24 protein-coding genes and 1 tRNA gene are annotated in these 24,642 nt (G+C 53.6%); 12 read left to right on the top strand and 13 right to left on the bottom strand.

Features of this window, described 5'->3' with window-relative positions; all coding sequences use genetic code 11:
• Nucleotides 1-97: 97 nt before the first annotated feature.
• The 7 genes from psbA to RHP47_RS10885 form a co-directional block, all read right to left on the bottom strand.
• Nucleotides 98-1,180 carry a photosystem II q(b) protein gene (gene psbA / locus RHP47_RS10915; protein WP_181495653.1) on the bottom strand — a complete coding sequence of 361 codons (1,083 nt, stop codon included), beginning with the start codon at nt 1,178-1,180 and terminating at the stop codon, nt 98-100.
• A 184-nt stretch (nt 1,181-1,364) separates the two neighbouring features.
• A complete protein-coding gene (locus RHP47_RS10910) occupies nt 1,365-2,555 on the bottom strand; it encodes a chloride channel protein (RefSeq protein ID WP_310840477.1) in 1,191 nt (396 codons plus the stop codon).
• 82 nt (nt 2,556-2,637) lie between these two features.
• Complete coding sequence (locus RHP47_RS10905) at nt 2,638-4,179, bottom strand: Gldg family protein (protein WP_286649639.1); 1,542 nt, start codon at nt 4,177-4,179, stop codon at nt 2,638-2,640.
• 12 nt (nt 4,180-4,191) lie between these two features.
• Entirely contained in the window at nt 4,192-4,995 is an 804-nt protein-coding gene (locus RHP47_RS10900; RefSeq protein ID WP_190278347.1) for an ABC transporter permease, read from the bottom strand.
• A gap of 16 nt (nt 4,996-5,011) precedes the next feature.
• Nucleotides 5,012-5,971 carry an ABC transporter ATP-binding protein gene (locus RHP47_RS10895; RefSeq protein ID WP_149820809.1) on the bottom strand — a complete coding sequence of 320 codons (960 nt, stop codon included), beginning with the start codon at nt 5,969-5,971 and terminating at the stop codon, nt 5,012-5,014.
• A gap of 59 nt (nt 5,972-6,030) precedes the next feature.
• Nucleotides 6,031-6,780, bottom strand: a complete 750-nt coding sequence (locus RHP47_RS10890) for an MBL fold metallo-hydrolase (RefSeq protein ID WP_190278075.1) — start codon at nt 6,778-6,780, stop codon at nt 6,031-6,033.
• A 51-nt stretch (nt 6,781-6,831) separates the two neighbouring features.
• Nucleotides 6,832-7,434 carry an aminodeoxychorismate/anthranilate synthase component II gene (locus RHP47_RS10885; RefSeq protein ID WP_286625701.1) on the bottom strand — a complete coding sequence of 201 codons (603 nt, stop codon included), beginning with the start codon at nt 7,432-7,434 and terminating at the stop codon, nt 6,832-6,834.
• 66 nt (nt 7,435-7,500) lie between these two features.
• Here RHP47_RS10885 and RHP47_RS10880 point away from each other — a divergent pair, with 66 nt between their 5' ends.
• Nucleotides 7,501-8,271, top strand: coding sequence for an HAD family hydrolase (locus tag RHP47_RS10880; RefSeq protein WP_310840475.1), 771 nt, complete (start codon nt 7,501-7,503; stop codon nt 8,269-8,271).
• Nucleotides 8,272-8,352: 81 nt separating this feature from the next.
• On the opposite strand, the gene RHP47_RS10875 is transcribed toward RHP47_RS10880, so the two are convergent.
• The 3 genes from RHP47_RS10875 to RHP47_RS10865 form a co-directional block, all read right to left on the bottom strand.
• Nucleotides 8,353-8,877 (bottom strand): hypothetical protein, encoded by a 525-nt coding sequence (locus RHP47_RS10875; RefSeq protein ID WP_310840474.1) that lies wholly within the window; start codon nt 8,875-8,877, stop codon nt 8,353-8,355.
• Nucleotides 8,878-9,015: 138 nt separating this feature from the next.
• Entirely contained in the window at nt 9,016-9,693 is a 678-nt protein-coding gene (locus RHP47_RS10870; RefSeq protein WP_310840473.1) for a RibD family protein, read from the bottom strand.
• Nucleotides 9,690-10,046, bottom strand: a complete 357-nt coding sequence (locus RHP47_RS10865; protein WP_149820800.1) for a DUF1830 domain-containing protein — start codon at nt 10,044-10,046, stop codon at nt 9,690-9,692. The genes RHP47_RS10870 and RHP47_RS10865 overlap by 4 nt, the downstream gene beginning before the upstream one ends.
• Nucleotides 10,047-10,259: 213 nt before the next feature.
• Here RHP47_RS10865 and RHP47_RS10860 point away from each other — a divergent pair, with 213 nt between their 5' ends.
• The 6 genes from RHP47_RS10860 (at nt 10,260) to RHP47_RS10835 (ending at nt 16,639) form a co-directional block, all read left to right on the top strand.
• The gene (locus tag RHP47_RS10860) at nt 10,260-11,822 is read left to right on the top strand and encodes a photosystem II high light acclimation radical SAM protein (protein ID WP_149820798.1); all 1,563 of its coding nucleotides are present in this window, start codon (nt 10,260-10,262) and stop codon (nt 11,820-11,822) included.
• A gap of 87 nt (nt 11,823-11,909) precedes the next feature.
• Nucleotides 11,910-12,923, top strand: a complete 1,014-nt coding sequence (locus RHP47_RS10855) for a type I glyceraldehyde-3-phosphate dehydrogenase (protein WP_149820796.1) — start codon at nt 11,910-11,912, stop codon at nt 12,921-12,923.
• 34 nt (nt 12,924-12,957) lie between these two features.
• Entirely contained in the window at nt 12,958-14,112 is a 1,155-nt protein-coding gene (locus RHP47_RS10850; RefSeq protein ID WP_310840472.1) for an alanine--glyoxylate aminotransferase family protein, read from the top strand.
• Nucleotides 14,113-14,115: 3 nt separating this feature from the next.
• Complete coding sequence (locus RHP47_RS10845) at nt 14,116-14,580, top strand: MEKHLA domain-containing protein (protein WP_310841399.1); 465 nt, start codon at nt 14,116-14,118, stop codon at nt 14,578-14,580.
• Between the two features lie 45 nt (nt 14,581-14,625).
• Entirely contained in the window at nt 14,626-15,636 is a 1,011-nt protein-coding gene (locus tag RHP47_RS10840) for a DUF389 domain-containing protein (protein WP_149820792.1), read from the top strand.
• A gap of 91 nt (nt 15,637-15,727) precedes the next feature.
• A complete protein-coding gene (locus RHP47_RS10835) occupies nt 15,728-16,639 on the top strand; it encodes a branched-chain amino acid transaminase (RefSeq protein WP_149820790.1) in 912 nt (303 codons plus the stop codon).
• Nucleotides 16,640-16,659: 20 nt separating this feature from the next.
• Here RHP47_RS10835 and RHP47_RS10830 read toward each other — a convergent pair whose 3' ends face one another.
• The 3 genes from RHP47_RS10830 to RHP47_RS10820 form a co-directional block, all read right to left on the bottom strand.
• Complete coding sequence (locus tag RHP47_RS10830; RefSeq protein WP_149820788.1) at nt 16,660-17,082, bottom strand: ATP-binding protein; 423 nt, start codon at nt 17,080-17,082, stop codon at nt 16,660-16,662.
• Nucleotides 17,083-17,227: 145 nt separating this feature from the next.
• The gene (locus RHP47_RS10825; protein ID WP_310840469.1) at nt 17,228-19,846 is read right to left on the bottom strand and encodes an AAA-like domain-containing protein; all 2,619 of its coding nucleotides are present in this window, start codon (nt 19,844-19,846) and stop codon (nt 17,228-17,230) included.
• Nucleotides 19,847-20,034: 188 nt separating this feature from the next.
• Nucleotides 20,035-20,418: a DUF4359 domain-containing protein gene (locus RHP47_RS10820; RefSeq protein WP_286625689.1), complete on the bottom strand. Its 384-nt coding sequence runs from the start codon at nt 20,416-20,418 to the stop codon at nt 20,035-20,037.
• 46 nt (nt 20,419-20,464) lie between these two features.
• Here RHP47_RS10820 and RHP47_RS10815 point away from each other — a divergent pair.
• The 5 genes from RHP47_RS10815 (at nt 20,465) to RHP47_RS10795 (ending at nt 24,513) form a co-directional block, all read left to right on the top strand.
• Nucleotides 20,465-20,537: transfer RNA gene (locus RHP47_RS10815), tRNA-His, on the top strand.
• A 14-nt stretch (nt 20,538-20,551) separates the two neighbouring features.
• A complete protein-coding gene (locus tag RHP47_RS10810) occupies nt 20,552-22,165 on the top strand; it encodes an ABC transporter substrate-binding protein (RefSeq protein WP_399381301.1) in 1,614 nt (537 codons plus the stop codon).
• Entirely contained in the window at nt 22,162-22,956 is a 795-nt protein-coding gene (locus RHP47_RS10805) for a TlyA family RNA methyltransferase (RefSeq protein WP_149820775.1), read from the top strand. The genes RHP47_RS10810 and RHP47_RS10805 overlap by 4 nt, the downstream gene beginning before the upstream one ends.
• A 22-nt stretch (nt 22,957-22,978) precedes the next feature.
• The gene (locus RHP47_RS10800; protein ID WP_149820773.1) at nt 22,979-23,824 is read left to right on the top strand and encodes an amino acid ABC transporter permease; all 846 of its coding nucleotides are present in this window, start codon (nt 22,979-22,981) and stop codon (nt 23,822-23,824) included.
• A gap of 95 nt (nt 23,825-23,919) precedes the next feature.
• On the top strand, nt 23,920-24,513 hold the full coding sequence (locus RHP47_RS10795) for a peroxiredoxin (protein WP_149820771.1): 594 nt from the start codon (nt 23,920-23,922) through the stop codon (nt 24,511-24,513).
• The last annotated feature ends 129 nt before the right edge of the window (nt 24,514-24,642 follow it).

The following is a 24,642-nucleotide window of genomic DNA, read 5'->3' as shown; positions in this document are numbered from 1 at the left end:
CAAAGTCTCTACCCTTTGACCATCATCATAAAAAAAGACCGCCCCCGATGAAGAGGCGGTTCCTTTAACTAAAGGCTAGTTAGAGTTGCTCTAGGAATTAGCCGTTGATGCTAGGAGCAATCATGGCCACAGGAGCAGACTCAGCGCTGGCCAAGTCGAGGGGGAAGTTGTGAGCATTGCGCTCGTGCATCACTTCCATACCCAAGTTGGCACGGTTGATGATGTCAGCCCAAGTGTTGATCACGTTGCCTTGTGCATCCACAACGGAGTGGTTGAAGTTGAAACCGTTGAGGTTGAAGGCCATCGTGCTGATACCCAGAGCGGTGAACCAAATACCGATCACCGGCCAAGCGGCGAGGAAGAAGTGCAGCGCACGGCTGTTGTTGAAGCTGGCGTATTGGAAGATCAAGCGACCAAAGTAACCGTGGGCAGCCACGATGTTGTAGGTTTCTTCCTCTTGACCGAATTTGTAACCGTAGTTTTGAGACTCGGTTTCGGTGGTTTCACGGATCAGGCTGGAGGTCACCAGCGAACCGTGCATGGCGGAGAACAGAGCACCACCAAAGACACCAGCCACACCCAGTTGGTGGAAGGGGTGCATAAGGATGTTGTGCTCAGCTTGGAACACAAGCATGAAGTTGAAGGTACCAGAGATACCCAGGGGCATCCCGTCAGAGAAGCTGCCTTGACCAATGGGGTAGATCAAGAACACAGCGGTAGCGGCAGCCACAGGAGCGGAGTAGGCCACGCAGATCCAAGGACGCATACCGAGGCGGTAGCTGAGTTCCCACTCACGACCCATGTAGCAGAAGACACCGATCAAGAAGTGGAAGATGATCAGTTGGTAAGGGCCACCGTTGTAGAGCCACTCATCAAGGGAAGCAGCTTCCCAAATGGGGTAGAAGTGCAAGCCAATGGCGTTGCTGGAGGGGACAACCGCACCCGTGATGATGTTGTTGCCATAGATCAAGGAGCCAGCAACAGGCTCACGGATGCCATCGATGTCCACAGGGGGAGCAGCGATGAAAGCAATCACGAAGCAGATGGTAGCAGCGAGCAGAGTGGGGATCATCAACACACCGAACCAGCCCACATAGAGGCGGTTGTTGGTGCTGGTAACCCAGCTACAAAATTGCTCCCACAGGTTCAGTTGCTCGCGACGTTGTAAAACAGTCGTCATAGTGATAAGTCCTGTTGAACAAGATGAATGAATGTTACAAACCGTTTACACTCCCAAATCGAGTCCCTGAGAGGCCTTAGGCGCACCCGCTGGTGTTGTGCAACGGAATGTAACCTTATATTAACCAATCTCTCAGAAAAATGTAAAGGGTTGTGTCTGAATTTTATATTCTGTTAATGATTTCTCAGGGATCAGGGGTGTCCTCGCGCGATCGCTGGCTGGGAATCCAAGTAATGGGTAAGGTCAATAGATAACTGGTTAAGGTGGCGATCGTAATCAAGGGCAGCATTGATGTATGGGAAATCACCGTCAGAATCACCGCCAGCCCCAAAGGTGTTTTGGTCACCACCACCGTGATTGCCGCCATCATGCCAGCCAAGGCCACACTCAAGGGTGTATTCGGGAGTGCCTCATGTACGGCCATGCCCACACAAGCACCTACAAAAAATAGGGGAAAGACGACCCCCCCACGGAAGCCCCCCCGCAGACAGAGACTCAGGGCAACCAGCTTAAAGAAAGCGACGCTCAGCAGAATGCCAATGCTGTAGCGGTTGACCACTTGGATGACTTGTTCAATTTGCCGCTCACCGTAGAACAGGGTGATCGGATGCATCAGGGCAATCAAACCAATCAGAAAACCCACCGCCACAATTAAGACAAGAGGATATTGTCGATAGGGGTTCAGCCAGCGTTGAATCTGCCGATCTACAAGGATAAAGAGTGTTCCCACCGCCGCACCAATGATGCCGAGCAACACTGCAAAGCCAATATCCTCAGGACGCAGCGTATCGTAGGCAGGGAACCGATAAATGCCACCAATGGTTGTGCCTGTAATGACCCGAAAAAGGGTAAACCCAGCAGCCGCAGAAATCAGGGCTGGAATGATTGCCTCATAAAACTCCACACTGCGGCGATGGGGGACTTCCAAAACAAACAGTGTGGCGCCGAGGGGGGACTCAAAAAACACGCCCATGCCCGCTGCCATACCGCAGAGGGTGAGAATACGGGTGCTCTCTGGGGGTAGATGCAAACGCTCCGCGAACCAACTGCCCAAGCCGCCATTGATATCAATCATGGGACTTTCAGGGCCAGCACTACTGCCAAACAGCAAAGATAGGCTAGAAGCTAATGCCATACCCGGTAGAAAGCGATAACTTAACCGACCCTCGTGGTGTAACTCTGCGATCGCATCCGCGAGTCCCTCCGTTGCCCCCAAGAATTTGACCGATAAGCCCACCAACAAGCCACCAAAGGCCGTCAAAAGCGGCATGTAAGGATAGAGGTGCGCCCACGTGCCAATGCTCACTTGGCTAGGATCAGTCCCCCACAACAGCGCAAACCCCAGCTTAAGAGCGAGATAAAAGGCCGTGGCCACGCAGCCACCAAGCAGACCAACGATTAGGGCATACAGGAGCAAACAAGGGTAAGGGCAGGAGGCTCTGGCCATAGAAGAAGAGTTAGCGGCGCCGCCACCAGACAAAAACGGCTGAGCCAAACCCGACAAGGGGCAGCAGAAAGACACTGATAATCTCTAGCCAACGACTGGTGGTGACATTGAGTTGCAGGCGGCGATTGGTGGTTTCACGCGGCCGAATCGAGAGTGCCTTTTGGTCGCGATCGCCCAACCAGAGCACGGAATTGACAAAGAGATCACTATTAATCCCTTGGTAGGCAATCACGCCATCGGTGGCAAACTCCGAATCCCCAAAGACCACCAAGCGGGCTTCCTTCGGTGGGTTATCACTCAACTGACGGGTAATCGCTACACCAATCGGCAGCGGCCCTTTGGTATCTACACCTTCAGTGAATTCAAGGTTGCCCGACTGCCAGTCGGTTTCCGCCCAAGTTTGCGGGCCCGAGAGGACAATTTCCACAATGTCATCATCCTTCACAGGATCAATGCGAATGGCTTGCGCGCGGGGAAAGACACTCGGACCTTGGGCAAAGCGTTGAGTAATCGGGTGATTGCCATAGGTGGTGACAATAATCGTATCGGGACCGAGTCCCACCTGTTGACCCACACCAGAGCCATCAATGACCCAGCGATTATCGAGGGTGAGTCCCCAGTTTTTCAGTAAATCATCCAGACCGGCGTTGACATCAACATCGAGCATCAGCAACAGGCTACCACCCCGATTCAGGTACGCCTTGAGAAGATCCTGCTCCAGACGCAAAAAGGGCTGCCGGGGGCCAGCCACAACAATGACATTGGCATCTTCGGGAATTTTGCCCTTCTCCAGCAAATTCAGGGGCAGGAGTTCCACATCTCGCTGCTCAAGAAGTTTAGCCACTTCACTGAGACTGGCGGAGCCACCTGTGAGGGGAAGTTCATTGTGCCCCGTGGTGAAATAGGCACGGATCGTGCGATCGCTCGTCACACGAATCAGGGCAGGGGTGAGGTTACTTTCGGAAAGGTCTTCATCAATGCGCTGAGTTTTCTCGCCCGCCACAACAATCACTTGCCCCACTTGCGTCACGTTGTACTTTTTAGCAAGGGCGGGTTGCTCTTGGGGGTCAATGAACTCGAAGGAAAATTGGTTATTGGCCTGACGGCGGTACTGTTCCAACAGCAGGCGATCGCGACTGGCGGCATTGGCATCAAACACCAATACCCGCACCGGCTGCTCCAGAGTTTGCAGAACATCACGGGTTTCCGCTGCTAAGGTAAAGGCACGGTTTTCGGTGAGATCGATTTCAACCCTGTAGCGATCGGCCAAAAAATTGACGATGCCCAATAGAGCAATCACCGCAATCACAGTCAGGATGGCATTCGTACTGGTTTGGGTAGAACGCCGCCCCCAAAACCCTGTGGAGACACGACTTTGCTGGATCAGCCACAGCAGTAGGGCAATCCCCCCCAAAGCTAAAAGGCTCAAGGGTAACCAATTCCAGCGATTGGTGACGATGCCAGCACTCAAGCCAGCAATGATCAAAAGTGGCGCCGCCCACAGCAATACCGTGGTCAATCGTTCAGGTGAGCCTAGGGCAAAGCGTTTCATGACCGGTACCCCCTAATTGCGCTGGTAACGAAAGGCATCAATGGACTGTGCCGTGAGGAAAATGCCGAGGAAAATATAACTACCAAAGACAACAAGACTACTGCTGCGGAAAATTCCCCGTGTCAGGTTGGTAAAGTGCTCTAGGGGTGAGACGTAGGTGAGGATATCACTGAGATTCCCGCCGGTATTTTTAGCCAAGACATCGAGTACCCAGAGAATCAGCAACACCGCAAACCCCAAAATGGCCGCTAGGATCGTGCTATCGGTCAAGGATGAGAGAAACATCCCCAAGGAGAGAATGGCTGCTGCTAAAAGAATCAATCCGCCATTGCCCGCAAGAATTAGCCAAGGGGAGAGGGGGGGCGTACTCTGTTGGAGCGCCACAAACTGATAGACAATCACAGGCAGCAACAGCGTGGTATAAAACGTCAGCACTGCCAAGAGTTTACCCGTTGCCACACACCAGTTCGTAATCGGTGAGGTGGCTAAAAGTTCGAGGGTGCCGCGTTTGCGCTCTTCGGTGTAGAGTCCCATCGAGAGCATGGGCAAAATGACTTGGGAAATGGAGCCGAGGAGTCCAAGGAAACTTTCGAGGATGAGCTTGGGAACGTCAATGGCTTGGCTCGGCGCCCCAAACTGTTGTTGCAGCAAATCCTGCTGAGCTACTTGGCTAATAATTGTCGTCATCACAACGAGGAAAAACAGGCCGCTGAGCAGCCAGAACACCCCGGCAATCACATAGTAGAAGGGGGCACTAAAGTAACTCTGGAGTTCGCGGCGATAGATGGCAAGAATGTTAGCAAGGAGGACACGCAGCCCGTGGAGGGAAACGCTAAGCACGGGCTTCTTCGGTGGTATCGCTGGGTTCATCGGTCGTTAGCTTCAAGAACACCTCCTCTAGGTTGGCACGGGAGCGGCGCATTTCAAAGAGTTGCACCCCATTTTGGACAAGGAGAGTGGCGAGATCGGCACCGATTTCTGAAGGACTGCTGACCTGAAGTTGCTGTCGCCCTTGGGGAGTGCTATTGCCCCATGTGATCTGTTGCAGAGCAGGCAACTGTTGGAGGAGGGATTCAATAGCGGCGCGATCGCCCAAGAGTTCGAGGTCATAGGTGTAGCTACCGCTGAGGCGTTGCAGCAGTTCATCCAGTTTGCCAATGCCCGCCACTTCGCCTTTATTGATAATCACGGCGCGATCGCAGGTCATGCTCACTTCCGCCAAAATATGGGTGGAAAGAATCACTGTATGCTGTCCCGCCAAGTTTTTAATCAGGTTGCGCACCTCAATAATTTGACGCGGATCGAGACCCACCGTGGGTTCATCCAGAATGATGGCTGGCGGATCGTGAACGATCGCTTGGGCAATGCCGACCCGCTGCCGATAGCCCTTCGAGAGTTTGCGAATAATGGTCTGTTGCCGATCCCAGAGGCCGCAGCTTTTGAGGGCATATTCCACCCGCTGGGGGCGATCGCCCGCACTGACGCCCTTGATGCGAGCCACAAAGTGCAAATAGCCCGCCACCGTCATTTCCGTATAGAGGGGGGGATTTTCTGGCAGATAGCCAATGCGCTGCCGCACCGCCATCGGATTCGTGTGGACTTCATAGCCTGCAATAGATGCTGTGCCACTCGTTGCCGGTAGATACCCCGCCAAAATCCGCATTGTGGTGGTTTTGCCTGCGCCATTGGGGCCGAGGAGACCGAGAATCTCACCACTGGCCGCTGAAAAGCTGACATCCCGCAGCGCGACGGTTGTACCGTAAACCTTGGTCAGGTGTTCGACCTGAATCATGGCGTTTCCTCAACTCGTTCTACGGGAAACATTGACACACAATGTAGCCGTTTTCCTCATCAAATACTGAGGACTTGGATAGTGGTATTTTGGGGCAGATTGGCTGCCGATAGACTGAGGGAGGCACCCCCACTGCGGCGAACCGGGGTTCCCTCCATAACTTTCAAAAAGTCCTCTAGCCCTGTCAGATCACAATTATTGGGGTCAGCCGCTGCCGTCCGATAGTGGGAAGGAATGACCAAACGGGGTTGCAAAACTTCAACGGCTGCCTTGGCCTCCTCAGCCCTATAGGCTTTGTCACTTCCTCCCACTGGCACAATCATCACATCAGGCCGTCCCATGAGAATGCGTTGTTCAATCGTGATCGGCATGGCAATGCCGCCCATGTGCAGGAGATTGATGCCCCCCTGCTGCCAGCGCCAAACCACGTTGACGCCAAAGCGAAAGCCACCGACGCGATCATGACTGGTGCGGATGCCCTGAATACTCAAACCATTGACTTTATAGGAACCGGGTTGAAAAAGCAGTTTAGGCCGACCGGGTAAGCCTTCGATGTAGCCCTCGTCTAGGAGGCGACTACTGATCATGACAATATCCGCAGTGACACGGGGAGGCCGCAATCCTTTGGTGCAACCAATGGGACGGAAGGGATTCACCAGTACCCGCTGACCACTGCCGGTGAAGAGAAAGCAGGTGTGGCCAAACCATTGCAGAGAGAGACCCCCCCCTTGGGCATGGGCTGCCCAGTGTCCACTCAGGCTGGCGATCGCCCCAACTTGAGCCAAACGCAAGAACTGCCGCCGTTCCATTTTCTCTCCCCACACTCCTATTCCAGCTCAGTGTACCGAAAAGTGGCTGGCTCACAACGATGGACTGGACAGCCGTCGCAAAAAGTTCCGTAGCAGGTCTTTGCCGCAGGTGGTGAGAATGCTCTCCGGATGGAATTGCACCCCTTCCAGCGTCGGATATTGGCGGTGGCGCACCCCCATAATCAGGCCATCCTCTGTCCAAGCCGTAATTTCCAATACATCAGGGCAACTGTCACGATCAATAACAAGGCTGTGGTAGCGGGTTGCGGTAAAGGGTTGGGGCAAATTTTGGAACACCCCCACACCACTGTGGTAAATTTCTGACGTTTTGCCGTGCATGAGGGTTGGTGCGAGCGTCACCGTGCCGCCGAAAACTTCACCAATCGCTTGATGTCCCAAGCAAACCCCCAAGATGGGTAGTGTGCCAGCATAGGTGCGGATCAGGGCTTCGGAAATCCCCGCATCGGCAGGGCGACCCGGACCAGGAGAAATCACAATACCCGCAGGGGCGAGGGCAGCGATCTCATCGAGGGTGATCTTGTCGTTGCGAAAGACCCGCAGATCCGCAGCAACTGGGAACTCCTGCGCTAGCTCTCCTAGGTACTGGACAAGGTTGTAGGTGAAGCTGTCGTAGTTATCAATAACGATAATCAAGGGAGAGGTGTCCTCATCATCTTCGATGCTTTGTGTTTTGATCCTACTACCCAAGGGGTTGAGGCAATGGTGCAACTATGGTGTCAGGGACGCTGTTTTCCCTCGGTAGCAGCGGTGATCTTTGATAAAGATGGCACATTAGCAGATGTTGCCCATTACCTGCGGTGGGTGGCGATCGCCCGCGCTGTGAAAATTGCTGAACACTTTCCCAATCTCAAAGCGTTGCTACTTCAGGCCTTTGGGGTGATCGGCGATCATCTCGATCCCACTGGATTACAAGCGGTGGGGACACGGCAGGAGAACCAAATTGCAGCTGCAGCCTTTGTGGCCACACAGGGAATTCCTTGGATTGCTGCCTTAGAACAGGCAAATGCCGCCTTTACTGCCGCAGAGCGAGAATTTACTGCCAAAGCAGCGTTTACACCACCCCTGCCGGGGGTCATTGAACTCGTGCAACGGCTCCATGGGCGAGGATGCGCGTTGGCGATTATCTCTAGCGATCGCAGGTCGGAAATCGAGGCTTTTTTAGACACCTATCACCTGAAGCCCTTTTTCCAATGCTGGCAGGGGGGAGATGAGCCACCCACGAAGCCCGATCCGCAGGTACTCCTGAGGGTGTGCGATCGCCTTGGGGTGCGACCCGATCAAACCGTGGTTATTGGCGATGCCGATAGTGATGGCCTCATGGCACAGCGGGGGGGTGCAGCGGGCAGCATTGGTGTTACGTGGGGTTGGCCTTCACCTCCCAAGCTCAATTGCTTTGACTGCCTTGCCACCTCCCCTCTAGAGATTCAAATAGCACTTGACCCCTGCACAGAAAGAAATTCTTGTGGGTAGTTGTACTACGGAAAAGCCTACCCGACAGAAATCTCTACTGTGCTGCGGGGAGGAAAATAGCCTAGGGGGTCTTAAGATACTCTATGGCCAATATTGTTGGCCATCTTTGTCCTTGCAGGGAGCATTGGTAATGCGCCCCTTATCATCATATTGACAAGGACGGTCTTTAGGTCGACCCGTATCATTGGGTTTTTTATTCCTCTGAGCAGTTGATGAAGGCTCTGAAGACATTGGTGAATCTAGAGATACACAGCTTTGTAACGTTGGATTCCAGACTTTTGGTGGATGACACAGAATTTCCTGACTTCTATTCGGAGAATATTCCTCTATTGGTGGTGGTTCAGTAGGTAATCGCTTGGGACTCGGCTGTTTAATTGTAATATTCTGGGGACGAGCAGGTACTGTCCAAGTAGGTGTAGAAATGGGTGTTCCTGTAGATGGGGAATTGCTTAGATTATTTGCAGAAGGAGTTGCTGATTCAGCATAAGCAGTGCCCACCGTACAAACAATTGCCAGCGCACTAGCAAAAAGTAAGCTACCACGCATATTCTGTCTCCTTTGAAGAGTAACAATAGTCTCAATTTTTGCTTGCTTGCCGCTGAGCACAGCGGTAGGCTTAGTGACGTTTGTGAGTCTCCATCGGTTCCCAGCGGAGAAGAAAATTAGCCTCTCAGAATCATTACTTAGAGCAAATCCTAAAACCTATCGATAATCCTCTTAATTAATAAGTATTACTGAGCGTTACTAACTGTGAAGAGAGTAGTGCAGATAAACCTCATTGCCCACGGGCAAGACATTCAGGAGCGTCAACCTCCCTGAGAAGGCAATCTCCTCTGGATAGAGGCTAGGCGCTACCGACCCTAGGAGGAGGGGGCAGAGGGTCAACCACAACTCGTCAATGGCAGCCATCTGCAACAGGGAGGCGAAAAGCTGTCCTCCTCCCAACACGGCCAAGGTTTGTACACCAGCCCCTTGAATGTGCCTAAACGCCTGTGGCCAGTCAATCTCCGCCACCCCAGCAGACCAACAGTGATCAAAGGCAGTGGATCCTTGCCAGCGGCAGGCGCCTTTCTCGGTGGTCAGTAAAGCGCGCGAAATGGGCTGGCGAAAGAAAGGGAGATTGAGATCGAATTCACCACTAGCGGAGCAGACAATTTGCAGCGGTTGGGGCGATCGCCCTTGGTGCTCACGCTCAGCAATCAGATGGGGAGACTGAAGGCGCATCGCTGTCCCCCCCAAACGCAATGTTGTCGCCCCAAAGAGTACGGCATCCACCTGTGCCACCTGCTGTTCAAGGTGCTGAAAGTCATAGGCCGAGGCAATGCGCTGACCCAAAGCATCGGCGCGAGCAAGGCGGCCATCTAAACTACTGGCCAAAACTGCAATTGTGTAGGGGCGAGAAATCGGCTGGAGCTGGCTCAAGGGATCATGACTTTTTCAGTCGCTGGCGCAGGCGTCTCATTGAGCAATTCTAGCCGTTGCTGGCTGACGGGATCACTGGGAAAAAAATTATCTCTCCCCTCTTGCACCAGTAGCTCCGTACAGGGGATCATGTCGGAGAGAATTGCACTTGCCATCATGCCGCTGTGAACTTCCAGTTGTCCTGCCCGTGGCGATTCAAATACCAGTCGCTGCCCCGGAAAAACAACCCGCTCGAAATACCAGTTGGCAATATTTGTAATCCGCACCACCTGAATTTTGCTGGTGGCGTTGACATAACAGCAGAGGATGCGATCGCAACTATCGCTAGGGACAGGATCAAAGATTTGCGGCATAGGAAGTAATGGTTTGTTATAGGACGTGTCTTTACCCTTGTTAGCCTAACATTGCCAATTCGATCCAGTTGTAAACTCAACTACAGGATGGACAGTTCATCCTTTCCTTGAGTTCCCGTGATCCCCTGTTGGAAAGGCGCAAATGTGTTACAACCTAAACAGCGATAGAGATTTATTAAGAATTTAGCGTTTCCATAGATCTTGGGCTAGCCTATGTCCCCGCGTGTCCTCTACGTCCGTCTCCCCTGCAATCCCATTTTTCCCATTGGTGTCGTCTATCTTGCGGATTATATCCATAAGCAATTACCCAGTGTTGAACAACGCATTTTTGATTTGGGAACGGTGCCCCCCCTTGATTTTCGCCGTGCTCTTGCCCAAGTGATTGATGACTTTGAACCCACGCATCTTGTTTTTTCTTGGCGGGATATTCAAATCTATGCCCCTGTGGGGGGACGGGGGGGCAATCCACTGCAACATGCCTTTGAGGTCTATTACGCCCGCAATCCCTTGGTGAAGCTGCGGGGGGCGATCGGGGGTCTGCGGGTGATGAGTGCCTACTATGGTGAACTCTGGCGAAACCTCAATTTAATCCGTTTGGGACGCCACCATGCCAAGCGTCACCATCCGCAAGTCACAACCATCGTCGGTGGCGGTGCGGTCAGTGTCTTTTATGAACAATTGGGTTCTCAACTGCCCAAAGGCACCATTGTTTCCGTTGGTGAAGGGGAAACGCTGCTGCACAAAGTCCTAACGAGCCAGCCAATTGCCGGGGAGCGTTGCTACATTGCGGGTGTGGAAAAGCCCCGCGATCGCCTCATCCACGAATGGCCAACCCCCATCGAAAAAACCGCCTGCAACTACGACTACATCGAGACGATTTGGCCAGAATTTGAGTATTACCTTCAGGGGGGCGACTTTTATATTGGGGTGCAAACCAAGCGCGGCTGTCCCCACAACTGCTGCTACTGCGTCTATACCGTGGTTGAAGGCAAACAGGTGCGCATTAACCCCGCTGAAGAAGTCGTCGCTGAAATGCGCCAGCTCTACGATCGCGGTGTGCGCAACTTTTGGTTTACCGATGCCCAGTTTATCCCCGCTCGCAAATTTATCCCCGACGCGATCGCCCTGCTGCGGGAAATCCTGAAAGCAGGCATGAAGGATATTCACTGGGCAGCCTACATCCGTGCCGACAACCTCACCCCCGAATTGTCTGAACTAATGGTGCAAACGGGGATGAACTACTTTGAAATCGGCATTACCAGTGGCTCCCAAGAACTGGTGCGGAAAATGCGCATGGGCTACAACCTGCGAACGGTGCTGCAAAACTGTCGTGATTTGAAAGCCGCCGGATTCAACGCCCTCGTTTCTGTGAATTACTCCTTCAATGTCATTGACGAACGCCCTGAAACGATTGCCCAGACCATTGCCTACCACCGCGAACTGGAACGCATTTTTGGTGCAGATAACGTTGAGCCAGCCATTTTCTTTATTGGCCTGCAACCCCATACCCACCTTGAGGCATATGCCCTCGAGCGCGGCATTCTGCGCCCCGGCTACAACCCCATGAGCCTCATGCCTTGGACTGCTAAGAAATTGCTTTGGAACCCCGAACCGATGGGATCCGTCTTTGGGGAAGTGTGCCTTGCGGCTTGGCGCCTCAATCCCAATGACTTTGGCCGCACCGTCATGGATCTACTGGAGGAGCGCTTTGGCTGTGCCCCCTTGGCGGAGGCCTTGTCTGCGCCTCTTGAGGAACGCCCTTTGGTGCATCGTTAAAAAAAGCGCGATAAAATGACCATTCCCCCTTAGAATGTTTCCTAGATCATTTCTGGCAATGAGTTAGTAAACAGAGGAAGGGATCAGGTGGTTAGAGTCGCTATCAATGGTTTTGGGCGCATCGGTCGGAACTTCATGCGTTGCTGGTTACAGCGGAAAGCCAATAGCAAGCTAGAGATTGTAGGCATCAACGATACCTCCGATCCCCGCACCAATGCCCATTTGCTGAAGTATGACTCAATGTTGGGCATTTTCCACGATGCCGAAATCAGTGCTGACGACGACTGCATCTATGCCGGTGGCCATGCGGTCAAATGTGTGTCCGATCGCAACCCTGAAAATCTGCCCTGGAGCTCCTGGGGAATTGACCTCGTTATTGAGGCCACGGGGGTCTTTACCAGCCGCGAGGGCGCGAGCAAACACTTAAGTGCAGGGGCAAAAAAAGTTCTGATTACCGCGCCCGGCAAAGGCAATATCCCCACCTATGTGGTCGGGGTGAATCACCACACCTACAATCCCAGTGAAGACATCGTCAGCAATGCCAGTTGCACCACTAACTGCTTGGCGCCGATTGTCAAGGTGCTCCATGAAACCTTTGGCATTCAGCAGGGGATGATGACGACGACCCACAGCTACACGGGGGATCAACGCCTACTCGATGCCAGTCACCGCGATCTGCGGCGGGCACGGGCAGCAGCGATGAACATTGTGCCCACCTCTACGGGGGCTGCTAAGGCAGTCGGATTGGTGATTCCCGAGTTGCAAGGTAAGCTGAACGGGATTGCCCTGCGGGTACCCACCCCCAATGTTTCTGTGGTGGACTTTGTTGCTCAGGTGGAAAAACCCACCATTGCTGAGCAGGTGAACCAAGTGATCAAAGAAGCCTCTGAAACCACCATGAAGGGGATTATCCACTACAGTGAATTGGAACTGGTGTCTTCCGACTATCGGGGTCACAACGCCTCCTCGATTTTGGATGCGTCCCTCACGATGGTGATGGGGGGCAATCTAGTGAAAGTGGTGGCTTGGTACGATAACGAGTGGGGCTATAGCCAGCGGGTTCTGGACTTGGCAGAGCACATGGCCGCTCACTGGGCTTAGTCGTTTCATTTTAAGGATTGGTTCGCAACTCACGATGCAAGATAAATCGATGTTAATGATTCCGGGTCCGACGCCGGTACCGGAGTCAGTTCTTCTGTCCCTCAGCAAACATCCCATTGGCCATCGCAGCGGTGACTTTAGCGAGATCATGGCGGCGGTGACGGCAGGGTTGAAATGGCTGCATCAGACTACGAACGATGTGCTGATTTTGACCGCCAGTGGCACAGGGGCAATGGAGGCCGGGATCATTAACTTTCTCAGTGCGGGCGATCGCGTCCTTGTGGGCTGTAACGGTAAGTTTGGCGATCGCTGGGGGGAAGTGTGCGATGCCTACGGCCTCAAAACCGAGCGCATTAGCGCCCCTTGGGGACAACCCCTCAACCCCGATGACTTCAAAGCCGCCCTTGAGGCGGACAGTGCCAAAACGATTAAGGCGGTCATCATTACCCACAGTGAAACCTCCACAGGGGTGATCAACGACTTAGAGGCGATCAACCGCCATGTCAAAGCCCACGGCCAAGCCCTGATCATTGTGGATGCCGTCACCAGCCTAGGAGCAGTCAATGTCCCCGTTGATGAGTGGGGGTTGGATGTAGTTGGCTCTGGCTCCCAAAAGGGCTATATGATTCCGCCGGGGTTAGCCTTTGTTAGTGTGAGTGCCAAGGCATGGGAAGCCTACAAAACCGCTACACTACCGAAGTTCTATCTTGACCTTGGCAAATACCGCAAAGATGCCGCCAAGAACACAACCCCCTTTACGCCACCGGTGAATCTCTTCTTTGCCCTGAAGACCGCACTGGAGATGATGCAAGCGGAGGGCTTAGAGAATATCTTTGCCCGTCACCAGCGCTTGATGCAGGCCACCCGCGCCGCCATGAAGGCGCTCAACTTGCCCCTCTATGCGCCGGATCACTGTGCCAGTCCCGCGATTACGGCGGTGGCACCCCAAGGGGTGGAGGCCGAAAAGATTCGCAGCCTGATGAAAAAACGCTTTGACATTGCCCTAGCTGGCGGTCAAGATCATCTCAAGGGGCAAATTTTCCGAGTCGGTCACTTGGGCTTTGTCAGCGATCGCGATATTTTGGCAGCCATCAGTGCGCTTGAAGCTGTGCTTGGCGAATTGGGGTACAGCAACTTTAGCCCCGGCGCTGGGGTAGCGGCTGCCAATCGTGTATTGACCACGGCCTAAGTGATGGAGCCTTGGTTGCAGCCACCAGCAGTCCAGCAGGCACGACGTATTTGCGCCAGTTTTCAACAGTGGACAGGGCGATCGCTCCTGCCGCAGCCTGCTGAGGATGATTTGGGTTTGGCGCAACAGTTGTTCCACTGGTCACAACCAGTGCTGTCCCACGGCTGTGAGACGGATCCCGTTCTCAACTATGGCAACCACGCCGCTCTCACCCTGTGGGAACTCTCTTGGCCAGAACTGGTGCAACTGCCTTCGCGGTTGACGGCGGAACCCATGGCTCAAGAAGAACGCGCGAGACTTCTTGCTGCAGCAGCCCGCCAAGGCTATGCCAACAACTACAGTGGTGTTCGCATTTCTCGTTCTGGGCGGCGGTTTCGCATTGAAAATGCTTGGATTTGGACGGTTTTGGATGAGACGGGCAATCCCATAGGACAAGCAGCAACGTTTAATCAATGGCAGTTCCTGTAGCATTGATCTAACCACTCGCGTGTAAGTTGCTGTACAAGGTTGTCCATGAAAGAACTCCTTGCCCATTGGTTGCATCAGGTTCAAGCCTTCCGCTATCATCGCCGCACGCCAGAAAGCCTCAATCAATTGATTCGCATACTGTATGCTGAATCCCATTTGAATGTTCCCTATGTGGTCTTGATTGTTACGTCCTGCGCAATCGCCACCTTTGGTTTGCTCGCCAACAGTGCCGCTGTGATTATTGGGGCGATGGTGATTGCACCGCTGATGCTGCCGATTCGCGGATTGGCCTTAGCCGCTCTCATTGGTGATTTCAAGATGTTTCGTGAGGCAGCGATTGCCTTGATTGTCGGCACCCTCATGGCCATTGGCATGTCTTGGACGATTGGTGTCATGGTGGGTCTTGAGATCTATGGCAGTGAGATCATGGCCCGCTCCCAACCCAATCTGCTGGACTTGGGCATTGCGGTGGCCGCAGGTGCCGTGAGTGCCTATGCGGTGGCGGAACCCCGTGTTTCAAACACCTTGGCGGGGACAGCGATCGCCGTTGCGCTCATGCCGCCCGTTTGCACCGTTGGCCTTGGGATAGCGCAGTTGAATACGAGTCTGAGTGTAGGTGCAACGCTGTTATATTTCACAAACCTGTTAGGAATTACGCTGGCCTGCATGGTAGTTTTTGTCATTGTGGGCTATATCCCTCTGCACCAAGGGCGCCGTCCCCTCACCATTGCCGCTGCCCTCACCGGTCTGTTGGTGATTCCCCTTGCCATTAGCTTCAGTCGGCTCATTGAACAAGCGCGGTTGCAACAGCAAGTACGAGAGGCGCTCATTCGCGGAACGCTGACATTTCAACGCCTCGATCTGTTGGGCATGGAGACGAATTGGGTCAGTAACCCACCCGTGATTCGGGTCAATGTGCGTGCCCGCGAGCCGGTCACCCCAAAACAAGTGGCACTCATGGAAGAGTTTATCCAACAGCGGATGAATCGCTCTTTTCGTTTAGTCCTACAGGTGTCTAGCATTGAAGAGGTCACCTCAGGGGAGCCGTTGCCCTAATTTTTTGAGCGTTAAGCCAAAATGTTAGACTATTGAGATTGCAGCTGATCTTTGGTTGCATCTGTCTTTTGTCAACGCTTTCCATTGACGCATGAGTGACTTTCTCCCCTACGCCTATCTCAACGGTCAGTTTGTTCCCTTTGCAGAGGCCAAAATTTCTGTGGCCACCCATGCCCTCCACTACGGAACAGCCGCCCTAGGAGGCTTGCGCGGTCTCCCCAATCCGGCCAATTCCAAGGAAATTCTCCTCTTTCGGCTGGAGGATCACTGTCGTCGCCTCAGTCGCAGTGCCCACTATTTGGGCTATGAATTGCCCACCAGCGAGATTAAGTCGAAAATTGTTGCATGGGTGCAAAAAAACCAACCCAGCGTGCCCTTCTATATTCGGCCTTTGGTCTATACCTCTGGGCTAGGCATTGCGCCACGGCTCCATGACATTGAGAAGGATTTTCTTATTTACGGCATGCCCCTTGGCGATTACCTGTCAGCTGCAGGCGTTACCTGTCGCATTAGTTCATGGCAGCGGCAGTGCGATCGCTCCTTCCCGTTGCGGGGCAAGCTGACCACCTCCTATATTGTCTCGGCACTAGCAAAAACAGAGGCTGTTTCCTCTGGCTTTGATGAGGCGATTCTCCTCAACGATCAAGGGAAAGTCTGTGAAGCGTCGGGGATGAATCTCTTCTTGGTGCGGGATGGGCAATTGATTACGCCGAGCGTGGATCAGGATATTCTGGAGGGGATTACGCGCCGCAGTGTGATTGAACTAGGGCAAGCAGCCGGTGTCAAGGTGATTGAGCGGCCTGTGGATCGTACGGAACTGTTGATCGCCGATGAGGTCTTTTTAACCGGCACGGCTGCGCGAATTGTGCCCGTCAGTCGGATTGAGACCTACACGCTGCCGAGCGATCGCCCCCTGACACGCCAACTGCAAAAACAATTACAGGCCATTGTTGAAGGCCGGGAGCCACAGTATCGCCACTGGGTTGATGTCATTCCCCTCTAGCTCAAAGGTTCGTAATCCGCTTAGGTGAGGTACTTACACAGACTTAATTCAGTTCCTTTCGGGTTCCAATAGACCTCATCAAAGATGGCATAGATCAAAAATAAGCCCCGACCACATTCACAGTCGGCGGCTGGCAACAACTCATCAGCGGTCTCAGAAACATTACTAGGAGGAGAGAAACCATCCCCCTGATCTGTAATCACCCACCAGCATTGATCGGGAGAAAAGGTATAACGGACAGACACCAGCTTTTCGGGATTGAGTTGATTGCCGTGGCGAGCCGCATTGACGAGGGCTTCTTGGAGACCTAGCCTAATTTCATCTTTGTACTGGGGGGGAAGATCACTGAGTAGAATCTCTAGGATGGGTTGGAGAAAAAGTGTCGAGGGAAATGCTAGGGTTTGCCACTGAGGCGCAACGTACATTAACGTCATAGACGGCATAACCCGCGAAGGATAACTGGGCAGCGGGATACAGTTCCGAGACTGACGAGAGTCATTGGCGGATAACCGAACCCCTCTTCCTCTAGCTTAGCAAGGGAGTTGTTGCTCGCACAACCGCTGCCTGTCCTGCCAATGATTCAGTCCACTAGTGCAGGCGATCGCCAAAATAGCGGCGGTAAAGATCACAGCGCACCTTAGCTAAATTTCCCTCTAGGGTAATCAGTCCCAAACTGTGGAGCTTAAAGCCAACAGTGCTGTCCACGACACTGCCACTCTCCACTTGCAAAATATTCCTAAAAGCAGGCACCAGTTCCGCCTGCTGCTGGAGATGCCACCACTGCCGCCGCAGGTGATCTCGATATAACCCCGTTTCTGAGGCCGCATTGGCTATTAACGCCTGCCATGTCAAGTCTTGGCGAGCAAGATGGTAAAGGCTCAGGCGAATCAGATAGGGATGCCCCCCCACCAAGTGCTGAAGTTCTTGGATCTGCGCCTCTGAAAGGGTCAAACCATGGAGGCGACACAACTCGGCGATTTGTTCTTGATTAAATTCGGGCAGGTCAACGGCTAAGCCAACGTTAAAGGGGGACTGGTTGATGTCAAGGGGAATATAAACCTCGGTGCCATGAACCACAATTAAGCGCAGGTTGCGCCAAATATCGCGGTTTTTGCCCTCTTCATGCCATGCCCGCAACAAGCCAAAGAAGTCACTGGCCACTTCCGGATACTCAAACACCCGATCCACTTCATCGAGACCCAAGACAAGGGGACGACCCTCAAACTGTGTCCCCGCTTTTTGGCAATTGGGTAAGAGATACTCCTCAAAGTAGGCGGTACAGTTGTATTTACTGCCAAAAATGTCATCCCAATACTCATTGAGGCGGTTTTCTAGCCCTAATCGCCGCCCCACACTGGCACAGAGCCAGCGCAGGAGTTTTTCCAAATCACTGAAGACTTGGGCATCCGCCAGCTGAAAACTGAGGGGAACAATGCCATAGCCCTCTTGGGTCGCGCGGTACAGCAGCCGTGCCATGAGTGAGGTTTTGCCCATTTGACGGGGGGCTTTGATGCGAATCAGGGAGCCGGGTTGCAAGAGGGTTTCACGACAGCGTTGCTCGATGGGGGGGCGCTCAATATAAAACGCCGAGGCCACTTCCACCTGCCCTTCTGGGAGTTCTGGCTCAGCCACGGGAACAGGCGCACCATCACCCACCAATGTGCCAATTTGCGCAGATTCAGCAATGGTTTCTTGGGCGGCATCGCTACTGGTGGCTACAGGGGCAGTAGTCGCATTCACCAAGTCGAGAATCTCTTGCAGCAGGGTGTCGGTGTCCGCTGGCGATCGCCAGAAGCGCTGTTGTAGGCGATGCAGGTAGCCCCGCAACTCATAGTTCAAGGGCATATCTAGCGGAAAATTGACCCGTACCGGCAGAATAAAGGGACGGCGATCGCTCCGTTGGGCTTGCAACTGCTTGACCGTGCGGACTTCCTCAAGCACCATTTCACTTTGCGCCGCCGTTTGTGAGAGCAACAGAACAAAGAAATCACACCGCTTTAGCTCCTGATCAATCCGCTGTGCCCATGCCTCCCCAAGGCGGATACTTTGGCTGGCCATAAAGGGTTGGTGACCCGCTTTTTGCAACACCTCTTGGAGGGCACTGGCCAACTGCAAATCGGTGCCGTCACTGGAGTGACTGATAAAAACATGGCGACCTTGGTTGGAAAGGGCGGCGGTGGCTGCCGCTGGAGAGGACACTGGTTTCGGTTTGGTGACTTGTGGCGGCAGCGGGGAAACAGGGGGTAGCGGACTGGGGGACACTGGAGAAGTACCCTGATCCTCCCTTGGCGATCGCGCAGCGCGCCCTTCGGGCGATCGCCAGAGGTCTTGAACAGGAGTTTTGAGAAATTTGCCAAGGCGAAACCAAAAGGATTTGGGCACCTCCACCTGTTGCAGGCTGGCAAGGGCATCGGTAGCCGTGGCAAAGCGCTCGTAGGGAGAAGGGTGAATTAGTTTATTGACAAACTGCACTAGGCGATCGCTCACTGGTTCAGCAGCTTGCCAACACCAACAACCGTAGGGGTCTTGGGTGAGTTGCAGAGGACTCAACCCCGTCAATGCCTGTACCGCCACCATCCCCAAGGCATAGAGATCGCTGGCCGGACGCGGACGCCCTTGGGCTTGCTCTGGGGCCATATACCCTGGTGTGCCAATGGCAATTGTCTGTGGATTGGTCTCTCCCACCAAGGTACCGCCACCAATGGAGACCCCCATCTCCTTCACTGCCCCAAAATCAATGAGCACTAAGCGGTGATCCGATTGGCGACGAATCAGATTATCGGGTTTAATATCGCGGTGGATAACACCACATTGATGCACAAAGGCCAAAACCCGCAGGGCATCTTGGAGCAACGCCATCACCCGTGCCTCTGACCACGCACAGCCCGGCAACAATTCGTGCCGTAGGACTTGACCCTCAATGAAGTCTTGGACAAGGTAAAATTCTTTGTCTTCCTCAAAGTAGGCAAGGAGGCGGGGGATTTGCTCGTGACTGCCCAGCCGCTCTAGAATTTGTGCCTCCCGCTGAAAGAGCGATCGCGCCAAAGGGAGAAAGGCCGCATCCGTACGGGCGGGGCGCAGGTACTTAACCACACACTTGGCACGAATAGGACGGTGAATATCCTCAGCGAGAAACGTTTGGCCAAAGTTCCCAGCCCCTAAAACTCGAATCAATTTGTAGCGCCCGCCAAGGGTTTTCCCAATCATGGTAATTACGTTTTACTGGTTTCTGTGGTTGTTGATATATTTTGGCATAGTCTTTCCCGCCCCCTGCCGAAGGCTCACTAGCTGGCGAACGCCACTGGTTCTAAAAGCAACCCTGCTGCCAAGCAGAGGTCTGGGGAAATGGGTATTTGCATTTTGCACCTGCTGCTGAAATCAGGGAGAGAGGAAGCTTACAGTCTGAGGGGAATGATTTGACCAAAGAGGCCGAGGCTCCAGACGGTGTCAATGGGCAACTCTGTCACAAAGAGGGTGGCAACGCCAAGGTTATAGGATTGGGTGTTGTAGGCGATGTAGCGTTCAATGTCTTCTGCTGGGCGGGATTCCAGTTGATCGCAGACTTCCAAAGCCACTTGGGCGATCGCGCTATCGCGATTGATGATCTCTGGACACACTTGAGTCAAAAGGAAGGTGTTCATTTCCGCTGCGGCGCGGCGTTGATAGTCGGCAGGGGTGGGATTAGTGAGACAGGCCGCAATAATCCCCAAGAGCAAGAAGGCGCCACCGCCCCACCAAAGAGGGCGTGCCACGACTTGGGAAAGGAGAGGCACTTTCATAAGAGAGTTCTCTATGCTATGCTAGAAGACTAGCTCAGGAAGCATGGCGAGCGTAGCCAAGTGGTTAAGGCAGTGGATTGTGGTTCCACCATTCGTGGGTTCGAGTCCCATCGCTCGCCCTTTATTCTAGTGGATGATGTACCGAGCGGGTGTATCCGTGACACGACGGTTACTGTGGGGATGTCTGGTACTGTTGTTGAGCCTGCTGCTGGTTGCCTGTGGCGGTGATCAGCCTCGCCAAGGGGATGACAGTATTGTCATTGGTACCACGGCTCGCCTGCGCACCCTAGACCCCGCTGATGCCTACGAAAATTTGGCGGGACTGCTGCTGTTGAATTTGGGCGATCGCCTCTATAGCTACGAAGGCAAAGACCTCATTCCCCAACTGGCCACAGCGCTACCTGAAGTGAGCGAGGATGGCCTGACTTACCGCATTCCCCTGCGGCGGGGGGTTCGCTTCCACGATGGCACACCGTTTAATGCAGCCGCCATGGCCTTTTCCCTTGAGCGATTTATGAATAGTGGTGGCCAACCCGCCTCCCTCTTGGCCGGGCGCGTTAAGGAAATTCAGGCGATCGCGGAGGACTTACTGGAAATTCGCCTCAAGGAACCCTTTGTGGCTTTTTCCCATTTGTTGGCCTTTAGCGGCTTGTGTGCCGTTTCGCCGACGGCCTATGGTGCAGCGGGCGATGGCTTTTTGCCGACGCAGTTTGTGGGCACAGGCCCTTACCGTTTAGCGGCCTACAGTACCGATGGGGTACGCCTTGAACCCTTTGCCGACTATTGGGGAACCAAGCCCCAAAATACGGGGATTCGCCTGCAAATCTTTTCCAGTAGCGCTAATCTCTACAATGCCTTTCGCACGGGGGCAGTCGATGTGGCGATCGGTGCGCTCGATCCCAATCAAATTCGCGCCCTCAAGACTCAAGCAGCAACAAAGCACTGGCAGGTCATTACCGGGGCAGGTAATGCTGTCACCGTCTTAAGCATTAATTTGCGCCAGCCCCCTTGGGATCAATTGGCGGCGCGGCAGGTGTTGGCCGCCAGTGTCAATCGTCAACGCCTCGCGGAACGGGTCTTTTTGGGGGAAGCAGAACCCCTGTACTCCCTGGTGCCCAGTTTATTTCCTGAGAGTGAGCCTGTTTTTCGCGATCGCTATGGAGACGGCGATTCGAGCCAAATAGACCACTGGTTGGAGAACACGACCATTTCACCACAGCAGCCCTTGGTGGTCAACCTTTGGTACCGTGCCAATGTTCCCAGTAATGTCTTGGCGGCAACGGTTCTTAAAGCCTCATTAGAGCGGGATTTGGGCGATCGCGTGCAGGTGCAATTGGACAGCGCTGACTCGGCTACGATCTACCGCAATTTAGACAGTGGGGCTTACCCCTTGGTCTTGCTCGATTGGTATGGTGATTTTTACGATGCTGATAACTACCTTGAACCCTTCCTGAGTTGCGATCGCGGTTCTGTGGAAACAGGCTGCGACAGTGGTGCCAGTGCGGCGTGGGGATCCTTTTTCTACAGTCCTGAGGCCAATGACCTCATTGTTGCCAGTCGCCGTGAGGTCAATCCCCAACGCCGTGGACAGCTCTTGCGCCAGCTTCAGGAACTCAATGCCGCGGCAGTTGCTTTTATACCCCTGTGGCAGAGTGAAACCACCCTCTTTGCTCAAGGGAACTTGCACGGTTTAACACTGGATGTCAACCAACTCTTTGCCTTTGCGCCCCTTCGGAAAAACCTATGAGTCCCCGCAAACAACGCTTGGATAGTCTCCTTGTGGAGCGGCACCTGTGTGAGAGCCGCCAACAGGCACAACGCTGGATTCGCGCTGGGGAAGTGCAGGTCAACCATGTCCCCATTGATAAGCCGGGCACACTGGTGGCAGTGGATGCCACGATTCAGGTGAAGGCAAAAGCCGCCTATGTTTCGCGGGGGGGTGAAAAACTTGCCCATGCCCTAGGGGTCTTTCCTGTGGTGGTGCGCGATCGCGTGTGTTTAGATGGCGGTATTTCCACGGGCGGCTTTACGGATTGTCTGCTGCAAGCGGGCGCCAAACGGGTCTATGGCATTGATGTCGGCTATGGCCAAGTGGATTGGAAACTGCGCCAAGACCCCCGCGTTATCCTCAGGGAACGCACCAACCTGCGCTATTTAACCCCCGCTGATCTCTACACCGACGATGCGCCCCGCCCCGATCTCGGCGTGGTGGATCTCTCTTTTATTTCCCTGACTAAAGTTTTACCCGCCCTATGGGAATTACTGCTGCCGCCGCGAGAGCTAATTGCCTTAATTAAGCCGCAATTTGAAGTGGGGCGCGATCGCCTCGGCAAACATGGTGTGGTGCGCGATGCCAAGGCGCGTCAAGAAGCCGTGGATCAGGTGATTGCCGCCGCCGAAGCGTTGGGGTGGCAGTGCCACGGTGTGACTCCCTCGCCGATTTTAGGGCCTGCGGGCAATCAAGAGTTCCTCGCCTATTTTTTCTGTCGTGCTGTGGAAAATGCTTCCCTAGAGAACGAGATGGTATCATCATCCTGACAAAAATGATGGCTTTTCGAGAATGCAGCAAGTGGCACCGTTTATTCCTCCTTGGGCAAAATGGCTCAATGGCATCTTTTTGGTGTGCCTAGGACTGGGCATTCTTGCCTTTTGTGGCTACCTTTATTACTTTCATGAGACGTTGATACTGTACGCGCCGTTTCTCCTGCAGGCGGCAATTACGACGTTTTTGATCTCAGTCTTTAGTTTGCTGTTGGCGGTCATCTTGGGGGCGATCGCCACCTGGGCGAGGTTGCATCCTGTCCCGCCATTGCGCTGGCTGAGTACGGTTTACATTGAATTTGTGCGCGGTACCCCAACCTTGGTGCAACTGCTGGTGTGGGGCTTTGGCATTGGTGGGCTCTTGAGTCAATGGGGTTTTGATCCTCGGCAAATTGCCTTTGATGTCATGACCGTGCTGCAAAGCAACCGCTTGGTGTCGCCGCTTTTTAACTACATTTTCTACGGCATTCTTGGCTTGGGCTTTAACTATGGTGCCTATTTGAGTGAGGTCTTTCGCAGTGGCCTAGAGGGGGTTCCCAAGGGACAAACAGAAGCCAGCCTCAGCCTTGGCCTCTCGGGTCGGCAAACCCTATGGCGGATTATTCTGCCCCAAGCCATTTTGATTATCCTGCCCCCCTTTACCAATAACTTCATTACGCTGATGCAGGACTGCGCCCTCTTGGTGGTGATTGGTGTGCCCGAACTGCAAAACATGACGAGCACCTTTGCCAATCCCATTACCGATCCGCAGCGGAAGCTCTTTATCTATGTCTTGGGTGCGATGTTCTACTTTGCCCTCTGTTTTCCTCTGTCACGGCTCTCCCGCTTCCTTGAGCAACGGTGGCAGCGATCAGCTATTTCATAATCAAAACCGTTATGAGTATGATATAGTAAGCATAGCTGTTAAAAAATGTGAACAGCTCTATTCAACCTGTCGTAGTTAGGAGTACGAGGTTTTCTATGTCTGACTGTCTGCGTGTTGGTCAGCCCGCCCCGGATTTTGAAGCGGTTGCTGTTTATGACCAAGAGTTCAAAACCGTCAAGCTCTCGGACTATCGCGGTAAGTACGTTGTTTTGTTCTTCTATCCTTTGGACTTCACGTTTGTTTGCCCCACAGAAATTGTCGCTTTTAGCGATCGCTACGATGAATTCGCCAAACTGAACACCGAAATCCTTGGCGTGTCTGTGGATAGCCAGTTCTCCCACTTGGCGTGGACGCAAACCGATCGCAAAGCTGGTGGTGTGGGCGATCTCAAATATCCCCTCGTGTCTGATCTGAAAAAAGAAATCAGCACCGCCTACAACGTGCTGACCGAGGAAGGGGTGGCACTGCGCGGTCTCTTCATCATTGACAAAGAAGGGATTATCCAACACGCAACGATCAATAACCTGGCCTTTGGCCGCAGCGTCGATGAGACCCTGCGGGTGCTACAAGCGATTCAATACGTCCAAGCTCACCCCGACGAAGTCTGCCCTGCGGGCTGGCAACCCGGCGACAAAACGATGAACCCTGACCCTGTCAAATCCAAAGTCTATTTTGAAGCGGTGGGCTAATTGCCCCTCTGTCTCAGACTGATCCGTGCTGTGAACCTGCCCTTGGGGTGGGTTCTTTTTTTGTCTCGCCAAGACCTGTGGGAAAACGTTAGGGTGGAACAGGAGGCCTTTTACCGAAGAGGGAGGCAA

The sequence above is a fragment of the Thermosynechococcus sp. QKsg1 genome, from assembly GCF_031586415.1.
Lineage (GTDB): Bacteria > Cyanobacteriota > Cyanobacteriia > Thermosynechococcales > Thermosynechococcaceae > Thermosynechococcus.
The sequence above is the reverse complement of the archived record's forward strand: the minus strand, read 5'-3'. Positions and strand labels throughout refer to the sequence as shown.

Coding starts and splice junctions, on each gene's coding strand:
- psbA (WP_181495653.1), bottom strand. CDS start 1,180: ATGACGACTGTTTTACAACGTCGCGAGCAACTGAACCTGTGGGAGCAA.
- RHP47_RS10905 (WP_286649639.1), bottom strand. CDS start 4,179: ATGAAACGCTTTGCCCTAGGCTCACCTGAACGATTGACCACGGTATTG.
- RHP47_RS10895 (WP_149820809.1), bottom strand. CDS start 5,971: ATGATTCAGGTCGAACACCTGACCAAGGTTTACGGTACAACCGTCGCG.
- RHP47_RS10890 (WP_190278075.1), bottom strand. CDS start 6,780: ATGGAACGGCGGCAGTTCTTGCGTTTGGCTCAAGTTGGGGCGATCGCC.
- RHP47_RS10880 (WP_310840475.1), top strand. CDS start 7,501: ATGGTGCAACTATGGTGTCAGGGACGCTGTTTTCCCTCGGTAGCAGCG.
- RHP47_RS10865 (WP_149820800.1), bottom strand. CDS start 10,046: ATGCCGCAAATCTTTGATCCTGTCCCTAGCGATAGTTGCGATCGCATC.
- RHP47_RS10860 (WP_149820798.1), top strand. CDS start 10,260: ATGTCCCCGCGTGTCCTCTACGTCCGTCTCCCCTGCAATCCCATTTTT.
- RHP47_RS10850 (WP_310840472.1), top strand. CDS start 12,958: ATGCAAGATAAATCGATGTTAATGATTCCGGGTCCGACGCCGGTACCG.
- RHP47_RS10845 (WP_310841399.1), top strand. CDS start 14,116: ATGGAGCCTTGGTTGCAGCCACCAGCAGTCCAGCAGGCACGACGTATT.
- RHP47_RS10840 (WP_149820792.1), top strand. CDS start 14,626: ATGAAAGAACTCCTTGCCCATTGGTTGCATCAGGTTCAAGCCTTCCGC.
- RHP47_RS10835 (WP_149820790.1), top strand. CDS start 15,728: ATGAGTGACTTTCTCCCCTACGCCTATCTCAACGGTCAGTTTGTTCCC.
- RHP47_RS10830 (WP_149820788.1), bottom strand. CDS start 17,082: ATGCCGTCTATGACGTTAATGTACGTTGCGCCTCAGTGGCAAACCCTA.
- RHP47_RS10825 (WP_310840469.1), bottom strand. CDS start 19,846: ATGATTGGGAAAACCCTTGGCGGGCGCTACAAATTGATTCGAGTTTTA.
- RHP47_RS10820 (WP_286625689.1), bottom strand. CDS start 20,418: ATGAAAGTGCCTCTCCTTTCCCAAGTCGTGGCACGCCCTCTTTGGTGG.
- RHP47_RS10810 (WP_399381301.1), top strand. CDS start 20,552: ATGATGTACCGAGCGGGTGTATCCGTGACACGACGGTTACTGTGGGGA.
- RHP47_RS10805 (WP_149820775.1), top strand. CDS start 22,162: ATGAGTCCCCGCAAACAACGCTTGGATAGTCTCCTTGTGGAGCGGCAC.
- RHP47_RS10800 (WP_149820773.1), top strand. CDS start 22,979: ATGCAGCAAGTGGCACCGTTTATTCCTCCTTGGGCAAAATGGCTCAAT.
- RHP47_RS10795 (WP_149820771.1), top strand. CDS start 23,920: ATGTCTGACTGTCTGCGTGTTGGTCAGCCCGCCCCGGATTTTGAAGCG.